At 52.5% G+C, this 21,082-nt stretch carries 17 protein-coding genes; 5 read left to right on the top strand and 12 right to left on the bottom strand.

The window, feature by feature from the left end:
- Positions 1-211: 211 nt before the first annotated feature.
- The 4 genes from ACF8PK_RS21360 to ACF8PK_RS21345 all read right to left on the bottom strand — a co-directional run bounded on the left by ACF8PK_RS21360 (position 212) and on the right by ACF8PK_RS21345 (position 7,366).
- Positions 212-1,657, bottom strand: a complete 1,446-nt coding sequence (locus tag ACF8PK_RS21360; RefSeq protein ID WP_004728504.1) for a YfcC family protein — start codon at positions 1,655-1,657, stop codon at positions 212-214.
- 698 nt (positions 1,658-2,355) lie between these two features.
- Complete coding sequence (locus ACF8PK_RS21355) at positions 2,356-3,663, bottom strand: anaerobic C4-dicarboxylate transporter (protein ID WP_004728505.1); 1,308 nt, start codon at positions 3,661-3,663, stop codon at positions 2,356-2,358.
- Between the two features lie 157 nt (positions 3,664-3,820).
- Entirely contained in the window at positions 3,821-5,272 is a 1,452-nt protein-coding gene (aspA, locus tag ACF8PK_RS21350; protein WP_004728506.1) for an aspartate ammonia-lyase, read from the bottom strand.
- 183 nt (positions 5,273-5,455) lie between these two features.
- On the bottom strand, positions 5,456-7,366 hold the full coding sequence (locus ACF8PK_RS21345; RefSeq protein ID WP_392443468.1) for a GGDEF domain-containing protein: 1,911 nt from the start codon (positions 7,364-7,366) through the stop codon (positions 5,456-5,458).
- Between the two features lie 223 nt (positions 7,367-7,589).
- Between ACF8PK_RS21345 and ACF8PK_RS21340 the strand changes: the two genes are divergently transcribed.
- The gene (locus ACF8PK_RS21340; RefSeq protein WP_004728508.1) at positions 7,590-8,081 is read left to right on the top strand and encodes an FxsA family protein; all 492 of its coding nucleotides are present in this window, start codon (positions 7,590-7,592) and stop codon (positions 8,079-8,081) included.
- 98 nt (positions 8,082-8,179) lie between these two features.
- On the opposite strand, the gene trmL is transcribed toward ACF8PK_RS21340, so the two are convergent.
- From trmL to ACF8PK_RS21320, 4 genes are all read right to left on the bottom strand, one after another.
- On the bottom strand, positions 8,180-8,653 hold the full coding sequence (trmL, locus tag ACF8PK_RS21335; protein ID WP_004728509.1) for a tRNA (uridine(34)/cytosine(34)/5-carboxymethylaminomethyluridine(34)-2'-O)-methyltransferase TrmL: 474 nt from the start codon (positions 8,651-8,653) through the stop codon (positions 8,180-8,182).
- A gap of 80 nt (positions 8,654-8,733) precedes the next feature.
- Positions 8,734-9,351 carry a superoxide dismutase gene (locus ACF8PK_RS21330; RefSeq protein WP_392443465.1) on the bottom strand — a complete coding sequence of 206 codons (618 nt, stop codon included), beginning with the start codon at positions 9,349-9,351 and terminating at the stop codon, positions 8,734-8,736.
- 79 nt (positions 9,352-9,430) lie between these two features.
- Complete coding sequence (cpxA, locus tag ACF8PK_RS21325) at positions 9,431-10,810, bottom strand: envelope stress sensor histidine kinase CpxA (RefSeq protein WP_392443462.1); 1,380 nt, start codon at positions 10,808-10,810, stop codon at positions 9,431-9,433.
- A complete protein-coding gene (locus ACF8PK_RS21320) occupies positions 10,810-11,496 on the bottom strand; it encodes a response regulator (protein WP_004728512.1) in 687 nt (228 codons plus the stop codon). The genes cpxA and ACF8PK_RS21320 overlap by 1 nt, the downstream gene beginning before the upstream one ends.
- A gap of 188 nt (positions 11,497-11,684) precedes the next feature.
- Here ACF8PK_RS21320 and ACF8PK_RS21315 point away from each other — a divergent pair, with 188 nt between their 5' ends.
- The 3 genes from ACF8PK_RS21315 (at position 11,685) to pfkA (ending at position 14,495) form a co-directional block, all read left to right on the top strand.
- Positions 11,685-12,230 (top strand): CpxP family protein, encoded by a 546-nt coding sequence (locus ACF8PK_RS21315; protein WP_392443525.1) that lies wholly within the window; start codon positions 11,685-11,687, stop codon positions 12,228-12,230.
- Positions 12,231-12,361: 131 nt separating this feature from the next.
- A complete protein-coding gene (fieF, locus tag ACF8PK_RS21310) occupies positions 12,362-13,270 on the top strand; it encodes a CDF family cation-efflux transporter FieF (protein WP_154180472.1) in 909 nt (302 codons plus the stop codon).
- A gap of 262 nt (positions 13,271-13,532) precedes the next feature.
- Positions 13,533-14,495, top strand: coding sequence for a 6-phosphofructokinase (gene pfkA / locus ACF8PK_RS21305; protein WP_004728515.1), 963 nt, complete (start codon positions 13,533-13,535; stop codon positions 14,493-14,495).
- 64 nt (positions 14,496-14,559) lie between these two features.
- Here the strand turns inward: pfkA and glpX are convergent, their stop codons facing one another.
- Positions 14,560-15,567 (bottom strand): class II fructose-bisphosphatase, encoded by a 1,008-nt coding sequence (gene glpX / locus ACF8PK_RS21300; protein ID WP_004728516.1) that lies wholly within the window; start codon positions 15,565-15,567, stop codon positions 14,560-14,562.
- A gap of 314 nt (positions 15,568-15,881) precedes the next feature.
- Between glpX and zapB the strand changes: the two genes are divergently transcribed.
- Complete coding sequence (gene zapB, locus ACF8PK_RS21295; RefSeq protein ID WP_004728517.1) at positions 15,882-16,124, top strand: cell division protein ZapB; 243 nt, start codon at positions 15,882-15,884, stop codon at positions 16,122-16,124.
- A 75-nt stretch (positions 16,125-16,199) separates the two neighbouring features.
- Here the strand turns inward: zapB and metF are convergent, their stop codons facing one another.
- The 3 genes from metF to ACF8PK_RS21280 form a co-directional block, all read right to left on the bottom strand.
- Positions 16,200-17,087, bottom strand: coding sequence for a methylenetetrahydrofolate reductase (metF, locus tag ACF8PK_RS21290; protein ID WP_004728518.1), 888 nt, complete (start codon positions 17,085-17,087; stop codon positions 16,200-16,202).
- Between the two features lie 276 nt (positions 17,088-17,363).
- Entirely contained in the window at positions 17,364-19,775 is a 2,412-nt protein-coding gene (locus ACF8PK_RS21285; protein ID WP_392443456.1) for a bifunctional aspartate kinase/homoserine dehydrogenase II, read from the bottom strand.
- Positions 19,775-20,941 (bottom strand): O-succinylhomoserine (thiol)-lyase, encoded by a 1,167-nt coding sequence (locus ACF8PK_RS21280; protein ID WP_014204308.1) that lies wholly within the window; start codon positions 20,939-20,941, stop codon positions 19,775-19,777. The genes ACF8PK_RS21285 and ACF8PK_RS21280 overlap by 1 nt, the downstream gene beginning before the upstream one ends.
- Positions 20,942-21,082: the final 141 nt, after the last annotated feature.

Genomic DNA, 21,082 nt, shown 5'->3' with positions numbered 1-21,082 from the left:
AAGATGGGGAACGGACGACTGAGGCGACAAATCGCGGACAAAAGATAAAGGACGAAAGAGAAACGGCGTCCTGATGGCGTCTCTTGCTCCGTCATGGCGCAGAACCCTGTGCCATGGATCATGAGATGGCGGGCAGAAAAAAGCCGCGCTGAGCGCGGCTTGGTGAGCCGTAGAGGCTTTGGTGTGACAGGCCTCGGGGGCACGAACTCGGTTACATAAAGGCACCGACACTGAGCATGATCATGATCAGCACACACAGAATGCCCAGTAGCGGGGCGACCCATTTTAGCCAGCGCACGTAAGGGACACGGGCAATCGCTAAGCCACCCATCACCACTGCTGAAGTGGGCGTGATGAGGTTGACGATACCGGACGCAGATTGGTAAGCGGTCACCACCAGTTCACGACCCACGCCTGCAAAGTCGGCCAATGGTGCCATGATCGGCATGGTCAGGACGGCCAAACCAGATGAAGAAGGCACCAAGAACGACAACAGGATTTCCAACCAGTACATCACGTTGATGAAAATCACCGATGACAGGCCAGTCACCAGTTGTTCGGCTGAATTCAGAATGGTGTCGGTGATCATGCCGCGGTCCATGACCACCACGATACCGCGTGCAATCCCGATGATCAGAGCCACACCCAGTAGGTCACGGGCGCCATCAATAAAGCTTGAGGTAAACTCTTCTTCGCTCATGCGAGCGACCAAACCGATGATGATGGTCGCGCCAAGGAACATGGCCGAGATTTCCGCCATCCACCATCCGGCGACGGAGACCCCGTAAATCATCACGGCAAACGCAGCCGCGAAAATAGTCAGAATCACTTTACGCGTGCCAGTGAACTCCAAGGTTTCACCACTGCGGCTGCCCAGGAAGTGCGCTTTGTTCTCTTCGTATTTATCAAACACGATGGATTTGCTTTGGTCGGCACGCACCATTTTGGCGTAGCGCATGACGTACATGACACAGATGATCCAACCCACAATCAGCATCGCCACGCGTAACCAGATGCCATCGGTGAAGGGAATGCCCGCCGCATTGGCCGCGATGACGGTTGCAAACGGGTTGATGGTGGAACCAAGGGTACCAATGCCTGCGCCGAGCAAAACGGTCGCAGCGGCCACCACAGGGTCAAAACGAGCGGCCATCATCACCGGCACCAACAAGGTGTAGAACGGCAGGGATTCTTCCGCCATGCCATACACAGTCCCGCCGGTGGCAAACAGCGCCATCAGAATGGGAATCATCAACTCTTCGCGGCCTTCCAAGCGTGCGGTGACACGTTCAATACCGGCGTCAATCGCTCCGGTTTTGGTCACCAAACCAAGGAAGCCACCAATCACCAGAATGAATAGCGACACGTCAATCGCCGCCGCTTCATAGCTGTTGTGATCGTAGAAGCCGTCAATCGGCGCAAGCAAAACATCAATCACGCCTTGTGGGTTGCCTTCGGTGGCGTGGTAGGTGCCAGCAACGGGCACTTCACGGCCGAGATCTTCGTTCATGGCACGGTCGTACTGACCGGCGGGCACGATCCAGGTGAGCATCGCCACCAGGGCGATCAACACAAAGAGAATGGTGTAGGCGGAGGGGAACTTAAAGTTGGCCAGAAAGCCGCCTTTACGTTCTGTGGGTGCAGTTTGGGTTGTCATAGCTGTCTCCTTACATTCAGAAAATAGAACGCTCTGAACGCGTTTGGTGGCTAATATTCTCTATTCACCGGATTGTTTTCTCAGGCCCGTTTTGAGCGGGGCGATGCATACCTATATTGGCGCGAAAACAAAAATAGATAGGTTACATCGTCCAACCGGCATCTCAAATCAGTAACTTAGAAAACCTTAATTGCAATATTATCGAATATGGCAACGTATTAAGTGAAATAAAGCTTAAGGAAAATTAATAAATATGGCAAAAAATCTTATTTTTATTCATGGTGATGAAGTGAATAACGCTTCATCGTTAAATAAATTCTAAAGAGGCTGGTGGGGATTATCTTAGCGGTGGTTCACAAATTATTGAGTGGTGATTCGTGGCCAAAATTAGACTCAAAATAAGTCAGGGTAATTGTGTATAAATAATGGAATTCTATTCTTGATTAATTCAGGTTGTTCGCGAATATAAGCGATATTTTATTTCGTCTATTTCAAACAGGGGAATTTTATTCAGTTGAAAATTCAGCGGGTAAAAAATAACTTTTGCACTAATGCTTGATTTAAATCAAGTCGCTTGAGCGCACCGATTCGTGGATTCGATAGGCAACCGGTGGTGGCGTAAAAAGAGGCGGGTCGCGCGGGCAGTCTCGAGTCATAAAAAAAGGGAGCCGAAGCTCCCCTTGATTGCACTTTATTCTCTAGATGAACAGGCCACCGAACAGGAAGCCAAAGGCCACTGCCGATGCAATGGTCACCACGCCTGGAATAAAGAATGCGTGGTTAAACACATATTTACCAATGCGAGTTGAACCGGTGTCATCCATTTCGACTGCCGCCAACAGGGTTGGGTAAGTTGGCAGTACAAACAGCGCGCTCACGGCTGCAAAAGATGCAACTGCAGTCAGCGGTGCCACACCAATCGCCAATGCTGCAGGCATCAGCGCAACCGTGGTTGCCCCTTGTGAGTAAAGCAGCATCGACGCAAAGAACAACACCAATGCCAGCATCCATGGGTAGTCCGCCAACAGGGCACCAGCCACTTCTTTGATGCCATCTACGTGCGCGTTCACAAAGGTTGAACCCAACCATGCCACACCCAGAACGCACACACATGCGGTCATACCAGAGCGGAAGGTGGCAGCAGATGCAATTTTAGACGCGTCGATTTTGGTCACCATCACGATGGCTGCCGCAGCGGCAAGCATCACAGTCATGATCGCTTCGTTACGACCAAGCGCTGGGTTTTCAATCAGACCGACAGAAGACGAAATTGCAGCGGCGTAACACACCACAAACGCAATCGCAGCAAGGAAGATGTAAGTTGCTGGTTTGGCCGTTGGTAGAATTTCACGCTTGTGGTCGTTGTCTAGTTTCACCAAACCTTTGGCGAGGTTTTCTTGGTAAACCGGATCGTCTTTCAGCTCACAACCCATGAAGTTCGCCACAAACGCACCGACCATACAGGCCGCGAATGTGGTTGGAATACAGATGGCCAGCAGGGTTAAGTAGTCCACGCCAAATGGTACCAGCATCGCGGCAAAAGCAACCACGGCAGCAGAAATTGGCGAGGCGGTGATCGCGATTTGTGAGGCGACCACCGCGATAGACAGCGGACGTGATGGGCGTACGCCTTGGCCTTTCGCCACTTCAGCAATCACAGGTAGTGTTGAGAATGCAGTGTGGCCAGTACCCGCCATCAGTGTCATGAAGAATGTCACGATTGGGGCGTAGAAGGTGATGCGTTCAGGGTGTTTACGTAAAAAGTTTTCCGCGATCTGTACAAGCCAATCCATCCCACCAGCAACCTGCATGGCAGCAATCGCTGTGATCACGGACATGATAATCAGAATAACGTCGACGGGAATGAAAGCTTGACTGGTCGGAACGCCCAGAACAAGAGACAGGACAATGACACCAGCGCCACCGGCAAAACCGATCCCGATACCGCCGATACGTGCTCCCAAAAAGATAAAGAGCAGAACAACTAACAGTTCAACCCAAACCATAGTGATACCTCGTTTAATATTATTAATTTAATTATCTGAGAACTCAGGGGGATAAATCCTCAGATAATTAAAACAGGGGCGGTTGGAGCAGGTCCGTTGCGTATCACCAAAAATACGAACAAAACAGGCCCCGGAAAGGGGCCTGATCGAGAAGTGCTTATTCGTAGCGTTTTGCTTTGTATTGTGGGTGCATCAGGTTTTCTACTGAGAAGATGTCATCCAGTTCTTCTTCAGTCAGTAGGCCGCGCTCAAGCACAACTTCGCGTACGCTCTTACCGGTTTCAGCACAGATTTTACCCACGATGTCACCTTCATGGTGGCCAATGTATGGGTTCAGGTAAGTGACGATACCGATTGAGTTGAACACGTAGCCTTCACAGATTTCTTTGTTCACTGTGATGCCATCGATACATTTGTCACGCAGGTTCACACACGCGTTAGACAGCAGTGAAATGGATTCAAACATCGCTTGACCGATCACAGGTTCCATCACGTTCAGCTGTAGCTGACCGCCTTCGGCTGCGAACGATACAGTGTTGTCGTTACCAAGCACTTTAAAGCACACTTGGTTGACCACTTCTGGCACAACTGGGTTTACTTTTGCTGGCATGATAGAAGAACCTGCTTGAAGCTCAGGTAGGTTCAGTTCGTTCAGACCTGCACGTGGGCCAGAAGACAGCAGACGTAGGTCGTTACAGATTTTAGACAGTTTCACCGCAAGGCGTTTCAGTGCACCGTGAGTCATCACGTACGCACCACAGTCAGATGTTGCTTCGATCAAGTCTTCTGCTGGAACCACTTCAAGGCCAGTCACTTCAGCCAAGTGTTTGATCGCAGCCGCTTGGTAACCTGGTGCCGCGTTCAGACCAGTACCGATCGCAGTTGCACCGATGTTCACTTCAAGCAGCAGTTTTGAGGTGTATTGCAGGGCACGAATTTCTTCGTTCAGTGTTACTGCCCAAGCGTGGAATTCTTGGCCAACAGTCATTGGAACAGCGTCTTGAAGCTGAGTACGACCCATTTTCAGGATAGTTTTGAACTCAACGCTTTTCAGTTCGAATGCGCCTTTGAGGTATTCAATCGCGTCAATCAGTTTCAGCACGCTGTTGTATACCGCAATACGGAAACCGGTTGGGTATGCACAGTTAGTGGATTGGCTCTTGTTCACATGGTCATTCGGGTTCACGAACTCGTATTGACCTTTTTCTTTGCCCATGAGCTCAAGCGCAACGTTCGCAATCACTTCGTTCGCATTCATGTTCACAGAAGTGCCTGCGCCGCCTTGGAAGACGTCTGAAGGGAACTGGTCCATACATTTGCCAGTTTCCAGAATCAAGTCACACGCTTGAATGATGTAATTCGCCACATCCTTAGGAATTACGCTCAGTTCTTTGTTTGCGAGTGCAGCTGCTTTTTTGGTCATCACCATACCGCGCACTAACTCTGGTACATCTGAAATGGTGACATTCGAGATGTTAAAGTTTTCCATTGCGCGCAGGGTGTGAATGCCGTAGTAAGCGTCGGCCGGTACGTGACGTTGACCTAATAGATCTTCTTCGATGCGAGTGGCTGTGGTGGATGTCATTGGAGCATCAGATAGGGTAGCCATAACAGGATCCTTAAGATAATTATTCTGATTAGATTTAAAATGCTTAGCCATTTCTGCCTTAAGAATCCATTCATCAGAATTATTGGCTGGAAAATCCGTCCTGACTTCTGTGGCACATAATACTTGAGTAGTATTTAAAAAATAGGAACTGGATCACTTTTTAGTTCAATTTTCAGAAAAGAATTACACGCGATGTGACTCAACTACCGTCAAATTTTCAAAACCATGTGCCGAGACGCAATTTTTGCCTTTGCGCTTGGAGCGGTACATGGCTTTGTCGGCATTGGTGCAGGTTTGCGGGGCTTCGGCGGTCACTTCGGCAACGCCGACACTGACCGTGACTTTGTGCTGTGGCCACGACGAAATGGCGGTGCAGACGCGCTGCATCAGCTTCACCGCTTGGTGAATATCCGTGTGCTGAATGATGACTGCAAACTCATCACCGCCGATGCGCGCGATGAAGTCGGTATCACGCAGCAGTGATTGCAATTGAATCGCGACATACAAGATCACTTCGTCACCGACGGTGTGGCCGAGCGAGTCGTTGATCGCTTTGAATGAATCGATATCGATGATGGCGAGGCAGGTGGGCGGTTGATTGGGGTAACGCTGTTTCAGGCGGGCGTAATACTGCAAGGTGTGCTCGAATTTCTTCTTGTTCCACAGCGAGGTCGCGGGGTCGCGTTCGCTGCGTTCTTTGAGTTCGACAATCGCATTGTAATGTTCGGAGATGTCGGTAAATGAATACACGTAGTACTGCACTTTGGCGATTTTCCCCGCCAATGCCCGCACTTCCGTTTTACACATCACCTCGTGACCATCGGGATCTTGCAGGCTGTATTGGCCTTTCCATTCGCCATGTTGCGCCAGTTGATTGAGCATCAATTTCTGCTTGTGGCGCGAGGGGAGAATGTCCAACACACTGCGCCCATGCAGCAGGTGCAGATCAATGCCCACCAGCTCGCTAAAGCGAGCATTGGCGCGCAAAATGCGGTGCTCGCGATTGGCAAATGCGATGGCGACGCCATTGTCCATCACAAACTGAGCGTAGGTTTGATCCATGCGCACCATGTGAAACGCTTCCCACAACATGCCCAGCACCACAGATGCTAAGCCCAAACACAACCAGATGGTGATCGCGTCGGATCGAATTTGCTCATCGCGGGTTTGAAAGATCTGTTGCAAGGTGGCGGGATCGTAATGCGTCAGCATCATCAACCCGCCAACGGATCCAAAGAGTTGATTTTCAAAGGGTTGGTAAATGAAAAAACCATCTTGGGTCAACAAGGTGCCGCGTTGATTGGGATGCTGCTGAATTGCGCGCCACACGTCGGGGTATTCGCGTGGCAGGTTGTTGAATGCGCGCGTTTGAATTAAATCACCAAATAGTTTGTTGTCGTCACTGCTGACAATGAAATATCCCTGTGCGTCGACAAAGTCGATCGACAGGTTCTGTGTGTTCTCCGTGATTTGATGAATCACCTCCATTACGTCGAGGTTGGCAATGAAATAGCCTTGCCGCCCCGCCAGTGTGTCAATCGGATAGAGAATGCGAAAACCGGGTTTATAGGGGATCACCGGCAGGCCATGTTCGTATTCCAAATCGATGCCGAAGTAGCCTTGTTCGCCGGGGGTTAATTGCTGCGCGTAATGGAAATAGTCACGATGTCCTTTCTCTTGCAGTTGGCTGATGGGGACGATAAACGGGTGGGTCATCTGCGGCGTGTAATCGACTCGAATCACCTCGGTACCGGCTTGGTCTAAATAGCGTAATTGGTAAAACAAACCGGAATTAAACGAGGTGAGATACCACTGGCTTTCGAGGTAGCCCCGGTATTGTGGGTTGTTGCTGAGCGCGAAATCCAACAGCAGTGGGGAGTGGCTCATTTCATAAAAGGATTTTTGAATTTGGGCGTGCGTGCGGCTGGCCTTGGCATCGACAAACGACAGGAACTGTGAACCCTGCACTTCCAATCGGTCGAGCAAGAACTGATGCGCTTTGTCAGATAAATGGTAATAGTAGCCCAGCGGAATCAACGACAGCCCTAGCCACAGAATCACCGTTTTTTTTAGCGTATTGGCAACCCGTTTCATTATGATACATGTTGAGTGAAATCTGTGTTTAAAAGGTAGTTGAGCCTTTGCTAATTTGCCAACGCTGAGGCCAGTGAATTCGGGCGTTTCGAGCTATCCACTTGATTTTCATTTAGAGAAATTTTCCTCTCAGGCAATAATTCGCTACATTTTTGCCTCGTGTTGAGCGCTTGAAGTGCCTAGCGCTTGGCGCTAAGGTTGTAGCCGATAATAAGGAGGGACTGTGTTTCCGATACTACTGATTTTATTTATTGCAGTGCCAGTGATCGAAATCGGCCTGTTTATTCAGGTGGGTGGCGTGCTGGGGCTGTGGCCGACGATTGCGTTGGTGTTGATCACTGCGTTTGTCGGCGCGTCGCTGGTGCGCAGCCAAGGACTCAATACCTTGATGACGGTGCAGCAACGTATGCAGCGCGGCGAGATGCCAGCGCAGCAGATTGTGGAAGGCGTATTGTTGGCGATGGCTGGCGTGTTGCTGGTGGTGCCGGGGTTTATGACCGATGTGCTCGGCATGGTGATTCTGCTGCCCGCGCCTCGTGCCAAGCTGGCGCACTCTCTGATGAGCAAAATGGTGGTGACCCCTATGGCATCCGGATTTCAGTCCAGTCACTTTGAGCGTGATGGCGAGACGCACTCGTCGTCGCATCACGGCCAAACATTTGATGGTGAATTTGAGCGCAAGCAGGATGATCAGGACAAGCTCAATCGTCCTTAAACCAGCTTCCTATAACGAAAAAGCTCTCCATGGGAGAGCTTTTTTATTGCCGATGATTCGGTGTTCATGCGCGGGTTGGAGGCCCTGTTTCGCGTGATTTAACGTGCGCCTTCAAACCCCATTTGACGCCACGCCTCAAACGCGATGATCGCCACCGCGTTGGACAAGTTCAGGCTGCGCGCTTCGGGCATCATTGGAATGCGAATGCGCTGCGCCATCGGCAGGCTTTCAATCAGGTCTGCGGGCAAGCCACGGGTTTCCGGGCCAAACAGCAACACGTCACCACGTTGGAACTGCGCATCGACATGATGGCCGGTGGTTTTGGTGGTGCAGGCAAAAATGCGGTAATCGCCCCGCGCTTCCAGAAATGCGATGAACGCCTGATAATCTTTGTGGCGAGTCACGCGCGCCAGATCGTGATAATCCAGCCCGGCACGGCGCACTTTCTTCTCTTCGAGATCAAACCCCAGCGGCTCAATCAGATGCAGGTTGGCACCGCAGTTGGCACACAAACGAATGATGTTGCCGGTGTTCGGCGCAATCTCGGGTTCATACAGGGCGATATCAAACATGACGCGTTCATTCCTCTCTTGCTGAGCGACGGAGTATATACCCAAGTCACGGCAAGATGCGAGCAAGGGACGGACGCCGCTTAGGCCGAGAGCGCTTTGGCGACTGCGTAGTTTTCGCCCACCGCTTCCCAGTCAACCACATGCCACCACGCATCTATGTATTCCGGGCGGCGGTTTTGGTCGCTGATGTAATAAGCGTGTTCCCACACATCCAGTGCCAGAATCGGTTCACCGCGCACGCTGGCGACATCCATCAGCGGGTTATCCTGATTGCTGGTGGCGCTGATGTGCAGCGAGCCCTCATTCACCACTAACCAGGCAAAGCCCGACCCGAAGGTGTTGACCGCCGCTTGGGCAAACTGTTCTTTGAACGCCTCAAAACTGCCAAAGGTGGCGCAAATGGCTTCGCCAAGCTCCCCTTGGGGTTCACCGCCGCCGTGGGGCGCCATGCAGTTCCAGTACAGAATGTGGTTGTAGTAGCCACCACCATTGTTGCGCAGTGCAGGGGGCAGGGTGGAGATTTGGGCAAACAATTCCGTGAGCGGGGTGTGTTCGTGCGCGGTGCCTTTGAGGGCAGTGATGAATTTGTCGTAATAAGTCCGGTGGTGCTTACTGTAATGGACTTCCATGGTTTTCGCGTCGATGTACGGTTCCAGTGCATCGTAGGCGTATGGCAACTCTGGGAAAATATGAGACATAGTTGATCCTCCGTTTGATTAACTTAACGTTACTGATAATCAATCTCATTATCAACTATGTCTTTTGTAAGGTCTTTCGTTACGCATCCAAGGGCAGCGTAAACTGCACTTTCAAGCCGCCAAGCTGGCTACGGCTGGCGGTGATTTGGCCGCTGTGTTGGCGAATTGCACTTTCGGTGATCGCCAGCCCCAATCCCGTGCCACCGCTGTGGCGATCGCGCGCAGTTGACACGCGATAGAAGGGGCGGAAAATCTCAGCCAGTTCGCTGTCGGGCACGCCTTCGCCGTTGTCTTCAACGGTGACGGTCAGCTGCTGCGCGGTGGCAGCAAAGTGCACTTCAATTTTGTCCTGCCCATAATGAATGGCGTTGCGTACGATGTTTTCCAGCGCGCTCATCAGCAAGGTGGGGTTGCCGGAAATGTTGCATTCTGGGATCGGATCCTGCGTCAGGGTTTTGTGCATCTGTTCGGCTTCAAACTGCGCGTCGCACAATAGCTCTTCCCACAAGCTGCTCAGCGGCTGCACTTCGCGGCTCAAGTGGCTGTTGATCTGCATGCGCGATACTTCGAGCAGTTCGCCAATCATGCGTTCAAGGCGCTGCGCTTCGGTGTCGATGCGTTCCAGTTCGCTGCTGGAGCCCTGTTTGCGCGTTGCTAGTGCGCTGGCCATACGCAGGCGGGTTAAGGGCGAACGGAGTTCGTGCGAGATGTCGGACAGCAGGCGTTGCTGGCCAGAAATCATCTGATTCACCGCTTCGACCATCTGGTTGAAACTGCGCCCGGCTTGGCGAAACTCGGTGGTGCCTTTTTCCAAACTGGGGTCGACCACAAATTCGCCGCGCGCGACGCGTTGGGCTGCCAATGCCAAACGTTGTGCCGGTTTACTCAGGGCCCATGCCAGCCACAGCAGCAAAGGCGTGCTGACCACCATGACGGCCAGCAGCAGTTGCAGCGGGCGGTCAAACAGACGCAATAAAAACGGTGGTGGCTCATCCCAGCGCAAACCGACGTAAAGCAGCAAATCGCGCTGCGCAAGTTGGATTGGCAGGGGGCCGGCAATCATGTAGCGGCCATACAAACGCTGCTGCGGTTTTTCAATCGATTCAATGCTGGTGGTAAAGTTTTGCAGCGCTTTGAGTTTGAAATCCGCATGTTTTTTGGTGGTGAGAATGTTGCCGTCGAGATCAGTCAGGAAGAAACGCGAGCGTTCTTCATTTTTGTGTCCGCCATTCTCTTCCAGCCGCATCAGAATGCGCGCTAAGCTTTCTTCGCGCCCAAAGCGGTTTTCAATCGCGTTGCGGTATTCCAGCAGGCGTTGGTAACCTTCGGGCGGAATGTCGCGCGTTTTTCGCGGATCGAGGTGCGGCAGCGTCAAGACGGCGACCAACACCAACATCATGGTGAACCAGAAGATGGCAAAGATACGGCCGTAGAGGCTATTGATCTTCGGTAGACGCATTAATCCTCCACAATCATCAAGTAACCGCGGCCGCGCAGTGTTTTAATGCGGGGTTTGCCATCACTGCGTTCCGGGAGTTTTTTACGCAGGTTCGACACGTGCATATCAATCGCACGGTCAAATGCCGCCAGTCGTTTCCCCAGCACATCGAGGCTCAGCATCTCTTTGGTCAGGGTTTCGCCCGGGTTTTGCACAAAGTGGGTCAACAGGGCAAATTCGGTGGTGGTGAGATCGAGCAATTGCCCTTGGCAATACGCTTCCTGCTTGCCCGGATACAGTTGTAAATCCTGACACTCAATCATATCGGTTGGCTTGCTTTGCGTGTGGTTGCCCGTGCGGCGCAAAATAGCGCGAATGCGCGCCAGCAACTCGCGGTCGCTGAACGGTTTTGGCAGGTAATCGTCGGCGCCCAGTTCTAGGCCAATCACGCGGTCAATCTCTTCGCCTTTGGCGGTCAACATCAAGACCGGCGTTTGCCATTTCTCACGCAACTTTTTCAGCGTTTCCATGCCATTGAGTTTGGGCATCATCACATCAAGCAGAATCAGATCCACGCTGTCGTTGACGGCGTGTAAGCCAGCTTCACCATCGTTCGCTTCGGAGACCTCAAAGCCTTCGTAGCTCAGGACCTCTTTCAGTAGACCAGTGAGTTCGGTGTCGTCATCAATAAGAAGAATGTGCGCCATATCTGCCTCTTAAACATCGGGGGATTCTCTGTAGTTTACTGTGAAAGTTTGCGCGCAATTAGCGCTAATTGCACTCTTTACGATTCTTTACGCTGCCTAAACACCACTTTACTTAGCAGGTCGTATTCTACACTCAAGCGCTGCAAGGGCAGCCCGTAAGTCAGAATGCAACGATTGAGGATATGATGATGAAAATGGCGAAAAAATTGATGCTTACCGCTGTGGTTCTACCGATGGTGCTGGGTTCAGCGAGTGTGCTGGCCGCTGGCGGCAAAAACAAAGGCCCCGACGATGAGATGTGCGGTCCACGCGGTGAGCGTGGGATTTTCAAACAGCTGAATCTCAGCGCGGAGCAGCAGGCTCAACTGCGTCAGATGCGTGAAGATGGCCGTGCGCAGATGCAACAAAAACGTCAGGCAGGGCCGTCTGAACAGATGAAGGCGATGCGTGACAAAGAACGTGCGCTGATGCTGGCGCCTAACTTCGATAAAGCGCAAGCGACTGAGCTGGCGAAACAGATGGTTGATATGCAAGTGGAACGTCGCGTACAGATGATGGAAAAACGTCATCACATGTTGAGCGTGTTAACGCCAGCGCAAAAAGCGCAGTTCCAGACTCTGCAACAAGAGCGCATGGATCAATGTTGGGAACACGGCCCTCGTGGCGGTCATCACGATGGCAAGGGGTCAAAAGGTCAACGCATGATGCCACCTGCGCCACCAGCTGGTGAATAATGGTGACTCGCATTTTAGGCAGCTTCGGCTGCCTTTTTTACGTTTTTTGACTGGATGTCGGATGAGATTTAACGCACATCAAACGGCCTTTTGCGTATAATTACGTCATTGATTTGCATGGATAACAGACTATGAAACAGGAATACGCCAGATTGGTGACCCTCGCCGCTTGGACCGCGACCACGGTCGCCACGTTGCTGCTGATCGTGAAAATCGCCGCGTGGTGGGTGACCGGCTCGGTCAGCTTGCTGGCATCGCTCATTGACTCGCTGCTCGACATCGCCGCGTCGGTGGTCAACTTGATTGTGGTGCGCTATTCGCTGCAACCGGCAGACCGAGAACACACCTTTGGTCACGGCAAAGCGGAATCCTTGGCGGCGCTGGCGCAAGCGATGTTCATCTCCGGCTCTGCTTGCTTTTTGATCCTCAACGGCATTGACCGTTTCTTCCGCCCCCATGAATTGCAATCGCCAGAGTACGGGATTTACGTCAGTGGGTTTGCCATGGTGGTGACGTTTGCCTTGGTGATGTTCCAGCGCCACGTGGTGCAGAAAACTGGCAGTCAGGCCATCGCGGCCGACTCACTGCATTATCAGTCGGATTTATTTATGAACGGCGCGATCATGGTGGCGCTCGGACTGAGTTGGTTTGGCATCAAACAGGCCGATGCGGTGTTTGCGGTTGGGATTGGGGTGTACATTCTCTACAGCGCTTATCGCATGGCGCATAGCGCAGTCCAAACGCTGCTGGATCGCAAATTGCCTGATGATGAGCTGATGCAGATTCGCACCTTGTCGCTTTCGGTCGATGGGGTGATGGGCGTGCATCAACTGCGCACACGCATGTCCGGCCCGGTGCGTTTCATTCAGCTCCATTTGGAATTGGATGACAACATTCCGTTAATTGAAGCACATCGCATCTCGGATATTGTGGAAGCGAAGCTGCGCAAAACTTTTCCCGGTGCCGATGTTTTAATCCATCAGGATCCGTATTCTGTGGTCTTCGGTCCAGAGCGAAAGCAAAAATTCCAAGGGTGGTGAGGCAAAAGTGGTCGAGGTTGGCTATCTTTTCCCCAATTGAACTAAAAAACCTGATCCTGATGTGAATCAACAACGCTGTGGGTCGAAACTGTAATACTCTTACATAAGTAGCAAACTTACAGAATTTCGTGCAAATAACAGTAGTATTCCTAATTAGGAAATGTAACATAACGCACAGATATAGAATGCTTTTGCTGCCTGCCAATCCAGGGCGGGCGGCGCGAAAAATATTATATTAAGTTCCCAAAAATCGAGGGTGAGCATGATTAAGAAGATCGGTATTTTGACAAGTGGCGGCGACGCCCCAGGCATGAATGCTGCGATTCGCGGCGTGGTTCGTACGGCGTTGGGCGCAGGTCTTGAAGTATTCGGCATCTACGATGGCTATCAAGGCCTGTACGAAGGTCGTATCAAGCAGCTAGACCGTTCAAGCGTGTCTGATGTGATTAACCGTGGTGGTACATTCCTGGGTTCTGCGCGTTTCCCGCAGTTCCGTGAAGAAGCAGTGCGTGAAAAAGCGATCGAAAACCTGAAAACACACGGCATCGATGCATTGGTTGTGATCGGCGGTGACGGTTCGTACATGGGTGCGAAGAAACTGACTGAAATGGGTTACCCATGTATCGGTCTGCCAGGCACCATCGACAACGACATCGCAGGCACGGATTACACCATCGGTTACCTGACTGCACTGAACACCGTGATCGAAGCGATTGACCGTCTGCGTGACACGTCTTCTTCTCACCAACGTATTTCGATCGTTGAAATCATGGGTCGTCACTGCGGTGACTTGACGCTGATGTCTGCGATCGCAGGTGGCTGTGAGTACATCATCACGCCTGAAACGGGTTTGGATATGGAACAGCTGATTTCTAATATTCAAGACGGCATCAAGAAAGGTAAGAAACACGCGATCATCGCGCTGACTGAACTGATGATGGATGCGAACCAACTGGCAAAAGAGATCGAAAAAGCGACGGGTCGTGAGACTCGTGCGACGATCCTGGGCCACATTCAACGGGGTGGTAAACCAACTGCGTTTGACCGCGTGCTTGCGTCTCGCATGGGTAACTACGCCGTTCATCTATTGATGGAAGGTCACGGTGGCCGTTGTGTGGGCATTCAAAAAGAGCAACTGGTTCACCACGACATCATCGACGCGATTGAAAACATGAAACGTCCAGTACGTAAAGATCTGTTCCAGGTGGCTGAAGAGCTGTTCTAAGCGCTTAACCTGCAATTAGTTCGAAAAAAAAGACCGCCTTGGCGGTCTTTTTTGTTGCTCGCGATTAAAGAATGAATTCGCGTACTTCTGGATCTTTACGCTCCAGATAGTGAATCGACTTGATGCGGCGAATGGTGCGGCAGCGGCCACGAATCAGCAAGGTTTCGGTGGTCGCGATGTTGCCTTGGCGGGTAATGCCTTCCAGCAAATCGCCTTTGGTGATGCCGGTGGCGGCGAAGATGACATTATCGCTGCGCGCCATGTCTTCGAGTTTCAACACCACTTCCGCGGTCACACCCATCTGTTCGCAACGTTCGAGCTCACGAGCGCCCCAGATGCGGTTGTCTTCGGTTTCCCCTTTGACTTTATGACGGGGCAGCAAACGGCCGTTCATGTCGCCATCGAGCGCGCGAATCACCGCGGCAGACACCACCCCTTCCGGCGCGCCGCCCACACAGTACATCATGTCCACTTCGCTGTCGGGCATGCAGGTCAGAATTGAGGCGGCCACGTCGCCGTCTGGCACCGCGAACACGCGCACACCGAGCTGTTGCATTTCGACAATCATCGCTTCATGACGCGGTTTTGCCAGCGTAATCACGGTCAAATTGTTCAGGGATTTACCCAGCGCGGCGGCCACATTTTCCAAGTTTTCTTTCAGCGGTTTGTTGAGGTCGATACAGCCTTTCGCGCCTGGGCCGACCACCAATTTTTCCATGTACATGTCCGGCGCTTTGAGGAAGCTGCCTTTCTCGCCGGCGGCCAGCACGGCCAGCGCGTTGGATTGACCCATGGCTGTCATGCGCGTGCCTTCAATCGGGTCGACGGCAATATCAACTTCGTCGCCGCCCACACCCACGTGCTCACCGATGTACAGCATTGGCGCTTCGTCGATCTCACCTTCGCCGATGACGATCTCACCCTTGATTTCGGTTTTGTTTAATAGGGTGCGCATCACTTCTACTGCCGCGCCATCTGCGGCGTTTTTGTCGCCACGGCCAAGCCATTTATATCCAGCCAATGCCGCGCCTTCTGTGACGCGTGAAAAAGCCATTGCCAATTCGCGTTTCATGCTTACTCCAAACCAAGGATCAGTAATAGGGGGAATGATTTGCGGCGGATCTTAGCATATTCGAAAGGAAACGTTTGCTTTTTGACACTCACGAGACTTGCACTCGATCAAAAGTCGTTACGATAGCCTGATTTTTCAGGCTTTGTTTCCCCCTGCGCGTCACGAAAGTAAGCGGGAAGTCAATTTGCGCCGTTTTTTTAACCGAATAGCGCAAAATATCGAATATAGTGAGTGTTTCTCTGCGCTTGGCTGAGTAGAATGGAACGATTAGTGAAGTGAGTTCACCGCAACCGAATCAAGAAAGGGTAAGTACCATGTCTTTTGAAGTACTAGAACAACTAGAAGCAAAAATCCAAACCGCGGTTGATACAATCGCATTACTGCAAATGGAAGTTGAAGAGCTGAAAGAAGAGAAAGTGAAACTGGTCGAAGAAGCGAACGAGCTGAAAGCGAGCCGTGAAGCACTAGAGCAACGTTCTCAACAAATTCAACAAGAACACACTGCATGGCAAGAGCGTATTCGCAACCTGCTGGGCAAAATGGACGACGTGGAATAATCCACCGATTACCGCAATATCGAATTGATAAAAAACGCCGACAGTTGTCGGCGTTTTTTTGTGTCTCATATGGGCTTACAAGCTTGGACGAACACCCAGCGTGTGACAGAGCGCGTAAGTCATTTCCGCGCGGTTGAGGGTGTAGAAGTGAAAGTCTTTCACGCCCTCGCGTGACAAGATGCGCACCATGTCAATCGCTTGGCTGGCACCGACCAGCTGACGCGTCACTGGATCGTCATCCAACCCATCAAATTGCTTCGCCATCCAGCTCGGTACTTTGACGTGGTTCTGCGCCGCAAAACGCGAGGCCTGCTTGAAGTTGGAGACCGGCAAAATGCCCGGGACGATTTCCACATCAATTCCCGCCGCCACACAGCGGTCACGAAAACGCAGGTAGCTTTCGACATCAAAGAAGAACTGCGTGATGGCACGGTTGGCCCCCGCATCTACTTTTCGTCTCAGGTTCAGAAGGTCTGCTTGGGCGCTTTTGGCTTCTGGGTGGACTTCCGGAAAAGCCGCGACGGAGATGTCGAAATCGTGACGTGATTTCAGCAGCGTCACCAAGTCCGAAGCGTACATGTCTGGCTTGCCACCGCCCGGTGGAATGTCACCACGCAGGGCGACGATGTTTTGAATCCCGTTGTGCCAGTAATCGTCGGCAATCTGAATTAGTTCTTCGCGGCTGGCATCGATACAGGTCAGGTGCGGCGCGGCAATCAGGCCGGTTTGGTCTTTGATGGCTTTGATGATCGAGTGGGTGCGATCACGTTCGCCGGAGTTCGCGCCGTAAGTGACCGAGACAAATTTAGGTTTCAGGGTTTTGAGACGATGTACCGAGTTCCACAGCGTTTCTTCCATTTGCGCAGTGCTCGGCGGGAAAAATTCAAACGAAACGTTGATGTCTGAAAGATCAGCAATATTCTGGTTTAGTGCGTCAATATGACTGGCGTGCGTATATCCCATTTTTTCTCTCCCTGTGGCTTCATGCCACAACGCGAACACTGTTAAGATTGACGTTTAGACGTCTATATGGCTACAGAATGTCTTGAATGCATTTTAATGTCAACCTTGCCATTATGAATATTTTTCATGTTGATCGTGAGGGGAATTCAACACCGTTATCAGCACGTTAGCGGTGATTCACGGTCATTCCCATCCTGTTCGACAATTGTTCTGTCCTTGAAATTAATAACAGAATAAACAACAAAAAGCTCGCCATCTTGACGAGCTTTATCATGTTTACAGCAGACCTGCGAGCAAGTTGAGGTCGGACTGAATCGCGCCGGCCGTCACTTCTCGCCCGGCGCCCGGGCCTCGAATCACCAACGGGTTGTCGCGATACCATTTGCTTTCGATGGCAAAGATATTGTCACACGGCAGTAAATTCGCCAGCGCGTGCTCTTTGTCGAGGGCCTCCACACCGACGGTGGCTTTGCCGTTTTTCTCAAGGCGCGCCACATAACGCAGCACTTTGTCTTGGCGCTGCGCCTTGGCCAGACGTTCCGCCAAGCGTTCGTTGAGCAACTGGCTTTTGTCGAGGAAGTCATCCAGCGACAATGCGCGCAGCTCTTCAGGCACCAATGATTCCACGCGGACGCTTTGTGGTTCGATGTCCAGCCCAGATTCGCGCGCCAGAATGACCAGTTTGCGCATGACGTCTGAGCCATCCAAATCACAGCGTGGATCGGGTTCGGTTAAGCCTTGTTGCCACGCCAAATCGACCAATTCACTGAACGGCACTTGGCCGTCGTATTGCTGGAACAGCCACGACAGCGTGCCCGAGAAAATTCCCGACAATGCGGTGATTTCATCGCCACTTTCACGCAAATCGCGCACAGTGTGGTTGATGGGCAAGCCGGCGCCGACGGTCGCGTTGTACAACCAATGACGGCTGATTTTGGCAAACGCGTCTTTGACTTGCTGGTAATAATCGCCCGCAGCTGACCCAGCCACCTTGTTGGCGGAAATCAGGTGCATGCCGTGTTCTGCGATGTCCAGATAGCGATCGGCCAACTCTTGGCTGGCGGTGACATCCAACACCACGACTTCATCAAAGCCTTGAATGTTGCCCAATTGTTTGAGCCACTGCTGACCATCGTTTGGCAGCGCTTCATCGCTGTAATGCGCCAACACGTTGGCTGCATCGATGCCTTGTGGGTTGAACCAGTAGGTTTGGCTGTCAATGACGGCGACCAATTCGAAGTTCATGCCGTGGCGTTTTTCCAGCTCATCTTTTTGTTCAGCAAACAGTTTGAGCCAGCTTGAGCCGATGTTGCCCTTGCCACACAGCGCCAGTGCCACGCGTTTTTGCGCCTGAAACAGTTGCGTGTGCAAACCGGTGACTAACGGCTCAACGTCGGTTTGACGCAGTACGGCCACCAAACTCAAGCCCGATTCCGCTTCGCACACAAATTCCACCGGCGAGGCTTTGAGTTGTTGGAAGAAACCGTAGCTGTGGTGCGCATTCTTGGTGACGCCTGCGCCGACCGCGCCGACCATCGCGTAGCCGTCTTTGAGTTTGATTTCGGCTTCAATGGCTAAATCGTGTAGCAAGCTCAGTGCGCCGGAGGCGATTTCAGCGGTGTAGGCCAAGCGCATGTGGTGTTGGTCGGCTTGTACTTCAAATGCCAGCGGTTCAAGCTGCGCACGTTTGAGTTTTTCCAGCACTTCGTGTTGCGCGCGCTGAACGGTGTGGCCGTGTGCAAATGCCAATTCGATCAGCTGCACGTCGTCAAGCGAGGTGATGATTTTGGCGCCGCGGCCAGAGGCCAGCACGCGTTCAATGCGCGTAGAACCGGATTCCGGCTGGTAGCTGCAACGCAAGCTGAGATCCATCGCGCTTTGGGCGACGGGCTGCAACGTACGGCTGTGTAGCACAGGGGCTGCCAAGCGTGCCAGTTCGTTGGCTTCATCCAAACGCAGCAGTGGCAGCAGGCAGGCATCGCTGACCAAGCGCGGGTCGGCGCTGTAGACGCCCGCCACATCGCTCCAAATCGTCACGCGGTCGACTTCTGCCAGTGCGCCAATCACCGTTGCCGAGTAATCGGAGCCATTGCGCCCGAGCAGCACGGTTTCTCCTGCGTCGTTTTGCGCCATAAAGCCGGTGATCACCACGCGATGATGTGCGTGTTGTGCCAACACTTCTTTGAGCAGTGGATAAGAGCGGGCGCGATCCACTTCGGGTTGCGTGCCACTTTCAGCGCGCAGAAACACGCGCGCATCTTGCGCGGCAGCGGGGAGTTGCAGTTGGTTCAGCAGTGCCGCCAGCAGGCGAGAAGACCACACTTCACCATGACCAAGCACGGCCGCTTGTTGCGCGGTGCTCAGCGGCGCTGTGAGCTCGCCCAGTGCGACGAATTCACCATTCAATTGGGTCAGTAACCGATCGGCGGCATCGCCTTCTAACAAGCCTTCAATCAGTTCACTTTGATACACGCGCAGGGATTGCAGGGTTTCATGCGCGATGCGACCGTCTTTATTCAACGCATCGAGAAACGCGATCAGCCGGTTGGTGGTTTTGCCCGCTGCGGACACCACCACCAAATCGTCGGGTTGAGAATATTCCTGCAGAATATGCGCCACGCGTTGATAACATTCTGGGTCTGCGAGACTGCTACCGCCAAATTTATGCAGTTGACGCGACTGAGTCATTAAAAGGCCTCCTTGGCTTTGTTGAATGCCTGATCTAGATCGGCAATCAGGTCAGAGGCATCTTCCAAACCAACCGACAAACGCAGCAGTTGCTGTGATACGCCCGCTTCAGCGAGGGCTTCTTCGCCCATCGCGCGGTGCGTCATCGACGCAGGGTGACACACCAAACTTTCGACGCCGCCGAGTGATTCCGCCAGCGAGAAGAGGTCGAGTTTGCCGACAAAATATTTCAGTTGTTCAAACGAGCCCGCAAACTCAAAACTGAGCATGGAACCAAAACCGACCTGCTGCTTTTTCGCAATCTCGTGACCCGGATGCTCTGGCAGGCTCGGGTGGTAAATGACCTTCACCAGCGATTGGCTTTGCAGGTAGTTGAGGATGAGTTGGGAGCTTTCTTCATGCACGCGCATCCGCGCGCCGAGCGTGCGCAAGCCGCGCAGCGTCATGTAGCTATCAAATGGCGTGCCCGTTGCACCGATGCAGTTGCCCCACCATTTCAGCTCTTCGGCATGCTGAGCCGCTTTGCTGATAATCACGCCGCCAATCACGTCTGAGTGACCGTTGAGGTATTTGGTGGTGGAGTGCACCACAAAGTCAGCGCCGAGCGTCAGGGGCTTTTGGTACACCGGTGTCAAAAAGGTATTGTCGACCGCCACCAGCGCGCCGACCGCGTGGGCTTGCTGGCAGATTTTTTCGATGTCGACCACCCGAACCAGCGGGTTAGACGGCGTTTCCAGCAGCACCAGTTTCGGGTGTTGGGCCATCGCCGCGGCCAGTGCCTGTTCGTCAGATTGATCGACGAACAGCACTTTGAAGTCACCTTTTTGGGCGCGTGTGTTGAATAAACGGTATGTGCCGCCATAACAATCGTGTGGCGCAATGATTAAATCTTGCGGAGTCAGGAAGGCAGAAACCCATAGGTTGAGCGCTGAAGTACCGCAGTTGGTGACGACTGCATCCGCGCCGCATTCGAGTTCAGACAGCGCTTGTTCGAGCAAACCACGGTTCGGGTTCCCCGAGCGGGTGTAATCGTATTTTGGCACTTCACCAAACGCAGGAAAGCCATAGTTAGTCGAGAGATAAATGGGGGGAACCACAGCGTGATACTGCGTGTCCGATTCAATACCCGTGCGGACCGCAACGGTCGCTGGCTTGCGATTGGTCATGAGCGTTTCCTTTCCTGATTGACGATGTTTTGGCTTCCAAGTCGGCGGTGACGCATGCTGACGCTGATCACCCCGCTGAATAACATCACACTTTACTGGGCAAAAAAGAAGACGTCAACACTTCTAGACGTCTATATGTCT

The organism is Vibrio sp. CJQ_6 (assembly GCF_043106745.1).
Classification (GTDB): Bacteria; Pseudomonadota; Gammaproteobacteria; order Enterobacterales; family Vibrionaceae; genus Vibrio; species Vibrio furnissii.
The sequence above is the reverse complement of the archived record's forward strand: the minus strand, read 5'-3'. Positions and strand labels throughout refer to the sequence as shown.

Bases quoted from the DNA above. Each gene is read 5' to 3' on its own strand.
- metF (WP_004728518.1), bottom strand. From the start codon at position 17,087: ATGGGATATACGCACGCCAGTCATATTGACGCACTAAACCAGAATATT.
- ACF8PK_RS21315 (WP_392443525.1), top strand. From the start codon at position 11,685: ATGAAAATGGCGAAAAAATTGATGCTTACCGCTGTGGTTCTACCGATG.
- glpX (WP_004728516.1), bottom strand. From the start codon at position 15,567: ATGAAACGCGAATTGGCAATGGCTTTTTCACGCGTCACAGAAGGCGCG.
- zapB (WP_004728517.1), top strand. From the start codon at position 15,882: ATGTCTTTTGAAGTACTAGAACAACTAGAAGCAAAAATCCAAACCGCG.
- pfkA (WP_004728515.1), top strand. From the start codon at position 13,533: ATGATTAAGAAGATCGGTATTTTGACAAGTGGCGGCGACGCCCCAGGC.
- ACF8PK_RS21330 (WP_392443465.1), bottom strand. From the start codon at position 9,351: ATGTCTCATATTTTCCCAGAGTTGCCATACGCCTACGATGCACTGGAA.
- trmL (WP_004728509.1), bottom strand. From the start codon at position 8,653: ATGTTTGATATCGCCCTGTATGAACCCGAGATTGCGCCGAACACCGGC.
- ACF8PK_RS21320 (WP_004728512.1), bottom strand. From the start codon at position 11,496: ATGGCGCACATTCTTCTTATTGATGACGACACCGAACTCACTGGTCTA.
- fieF (WP_154180472.1), top strand. From the start codon at position 12,362: ATGAAACAGGAATACGCCAGATTGGTGACCCTCGCCGCTTGGACCGCG.
- ACF8PK_RS21360 (WP_004728504.1), bottom strand. From the start codon at position 1,657: ATGACAACCCAAACTGCACCCACAGAACGTAAAGGCGGCTTTCTGGCC.
- cpxA (WP_392443462.1), bottom strand. From the start codon at position 10,810: ATGCGTCTACCGAAGATCAATAGCCTCTACGGCCGTATCTTTGCCATC.
- ACF8PK_RS21280 (WP_014204308.1), bottom strand. From the start codon at position 20,941: ATGACCAATCGCAAGCCAGCGACCGTTGCGGTCCGCACGGGTATTGAA.
- aspA (WP_004728506.1), bottom strand. From the start codon at position 5,272: ATGGCTACCCTATCTGATGCTCCAATGACATCCACCACAGCCACTCGC.
- ACF8PK_RS21345 (WP_392443468.1), bottom strand. From the start codon at position 7,366: ATGAAACGGGTTGCCAATACGCTAAAAAAAACGGTGATTCTGTGGCTA.
- ACF8PK_RS21285 (WP_392443456.1), bottom strand. From the start codon at position 19,775: ATGACTCAGTCGCGTCAACTGCATAAATTTGGCGGTAGCAGTCTCGCA.
- ACF8PK_RS21355 (WP_004728505.1), bottom strand. From the start codon at position 3,663: ATGGTTTGGGTTGAACTGTTAGTTGTTCTGCTCTTTATCTTTTTGGGA.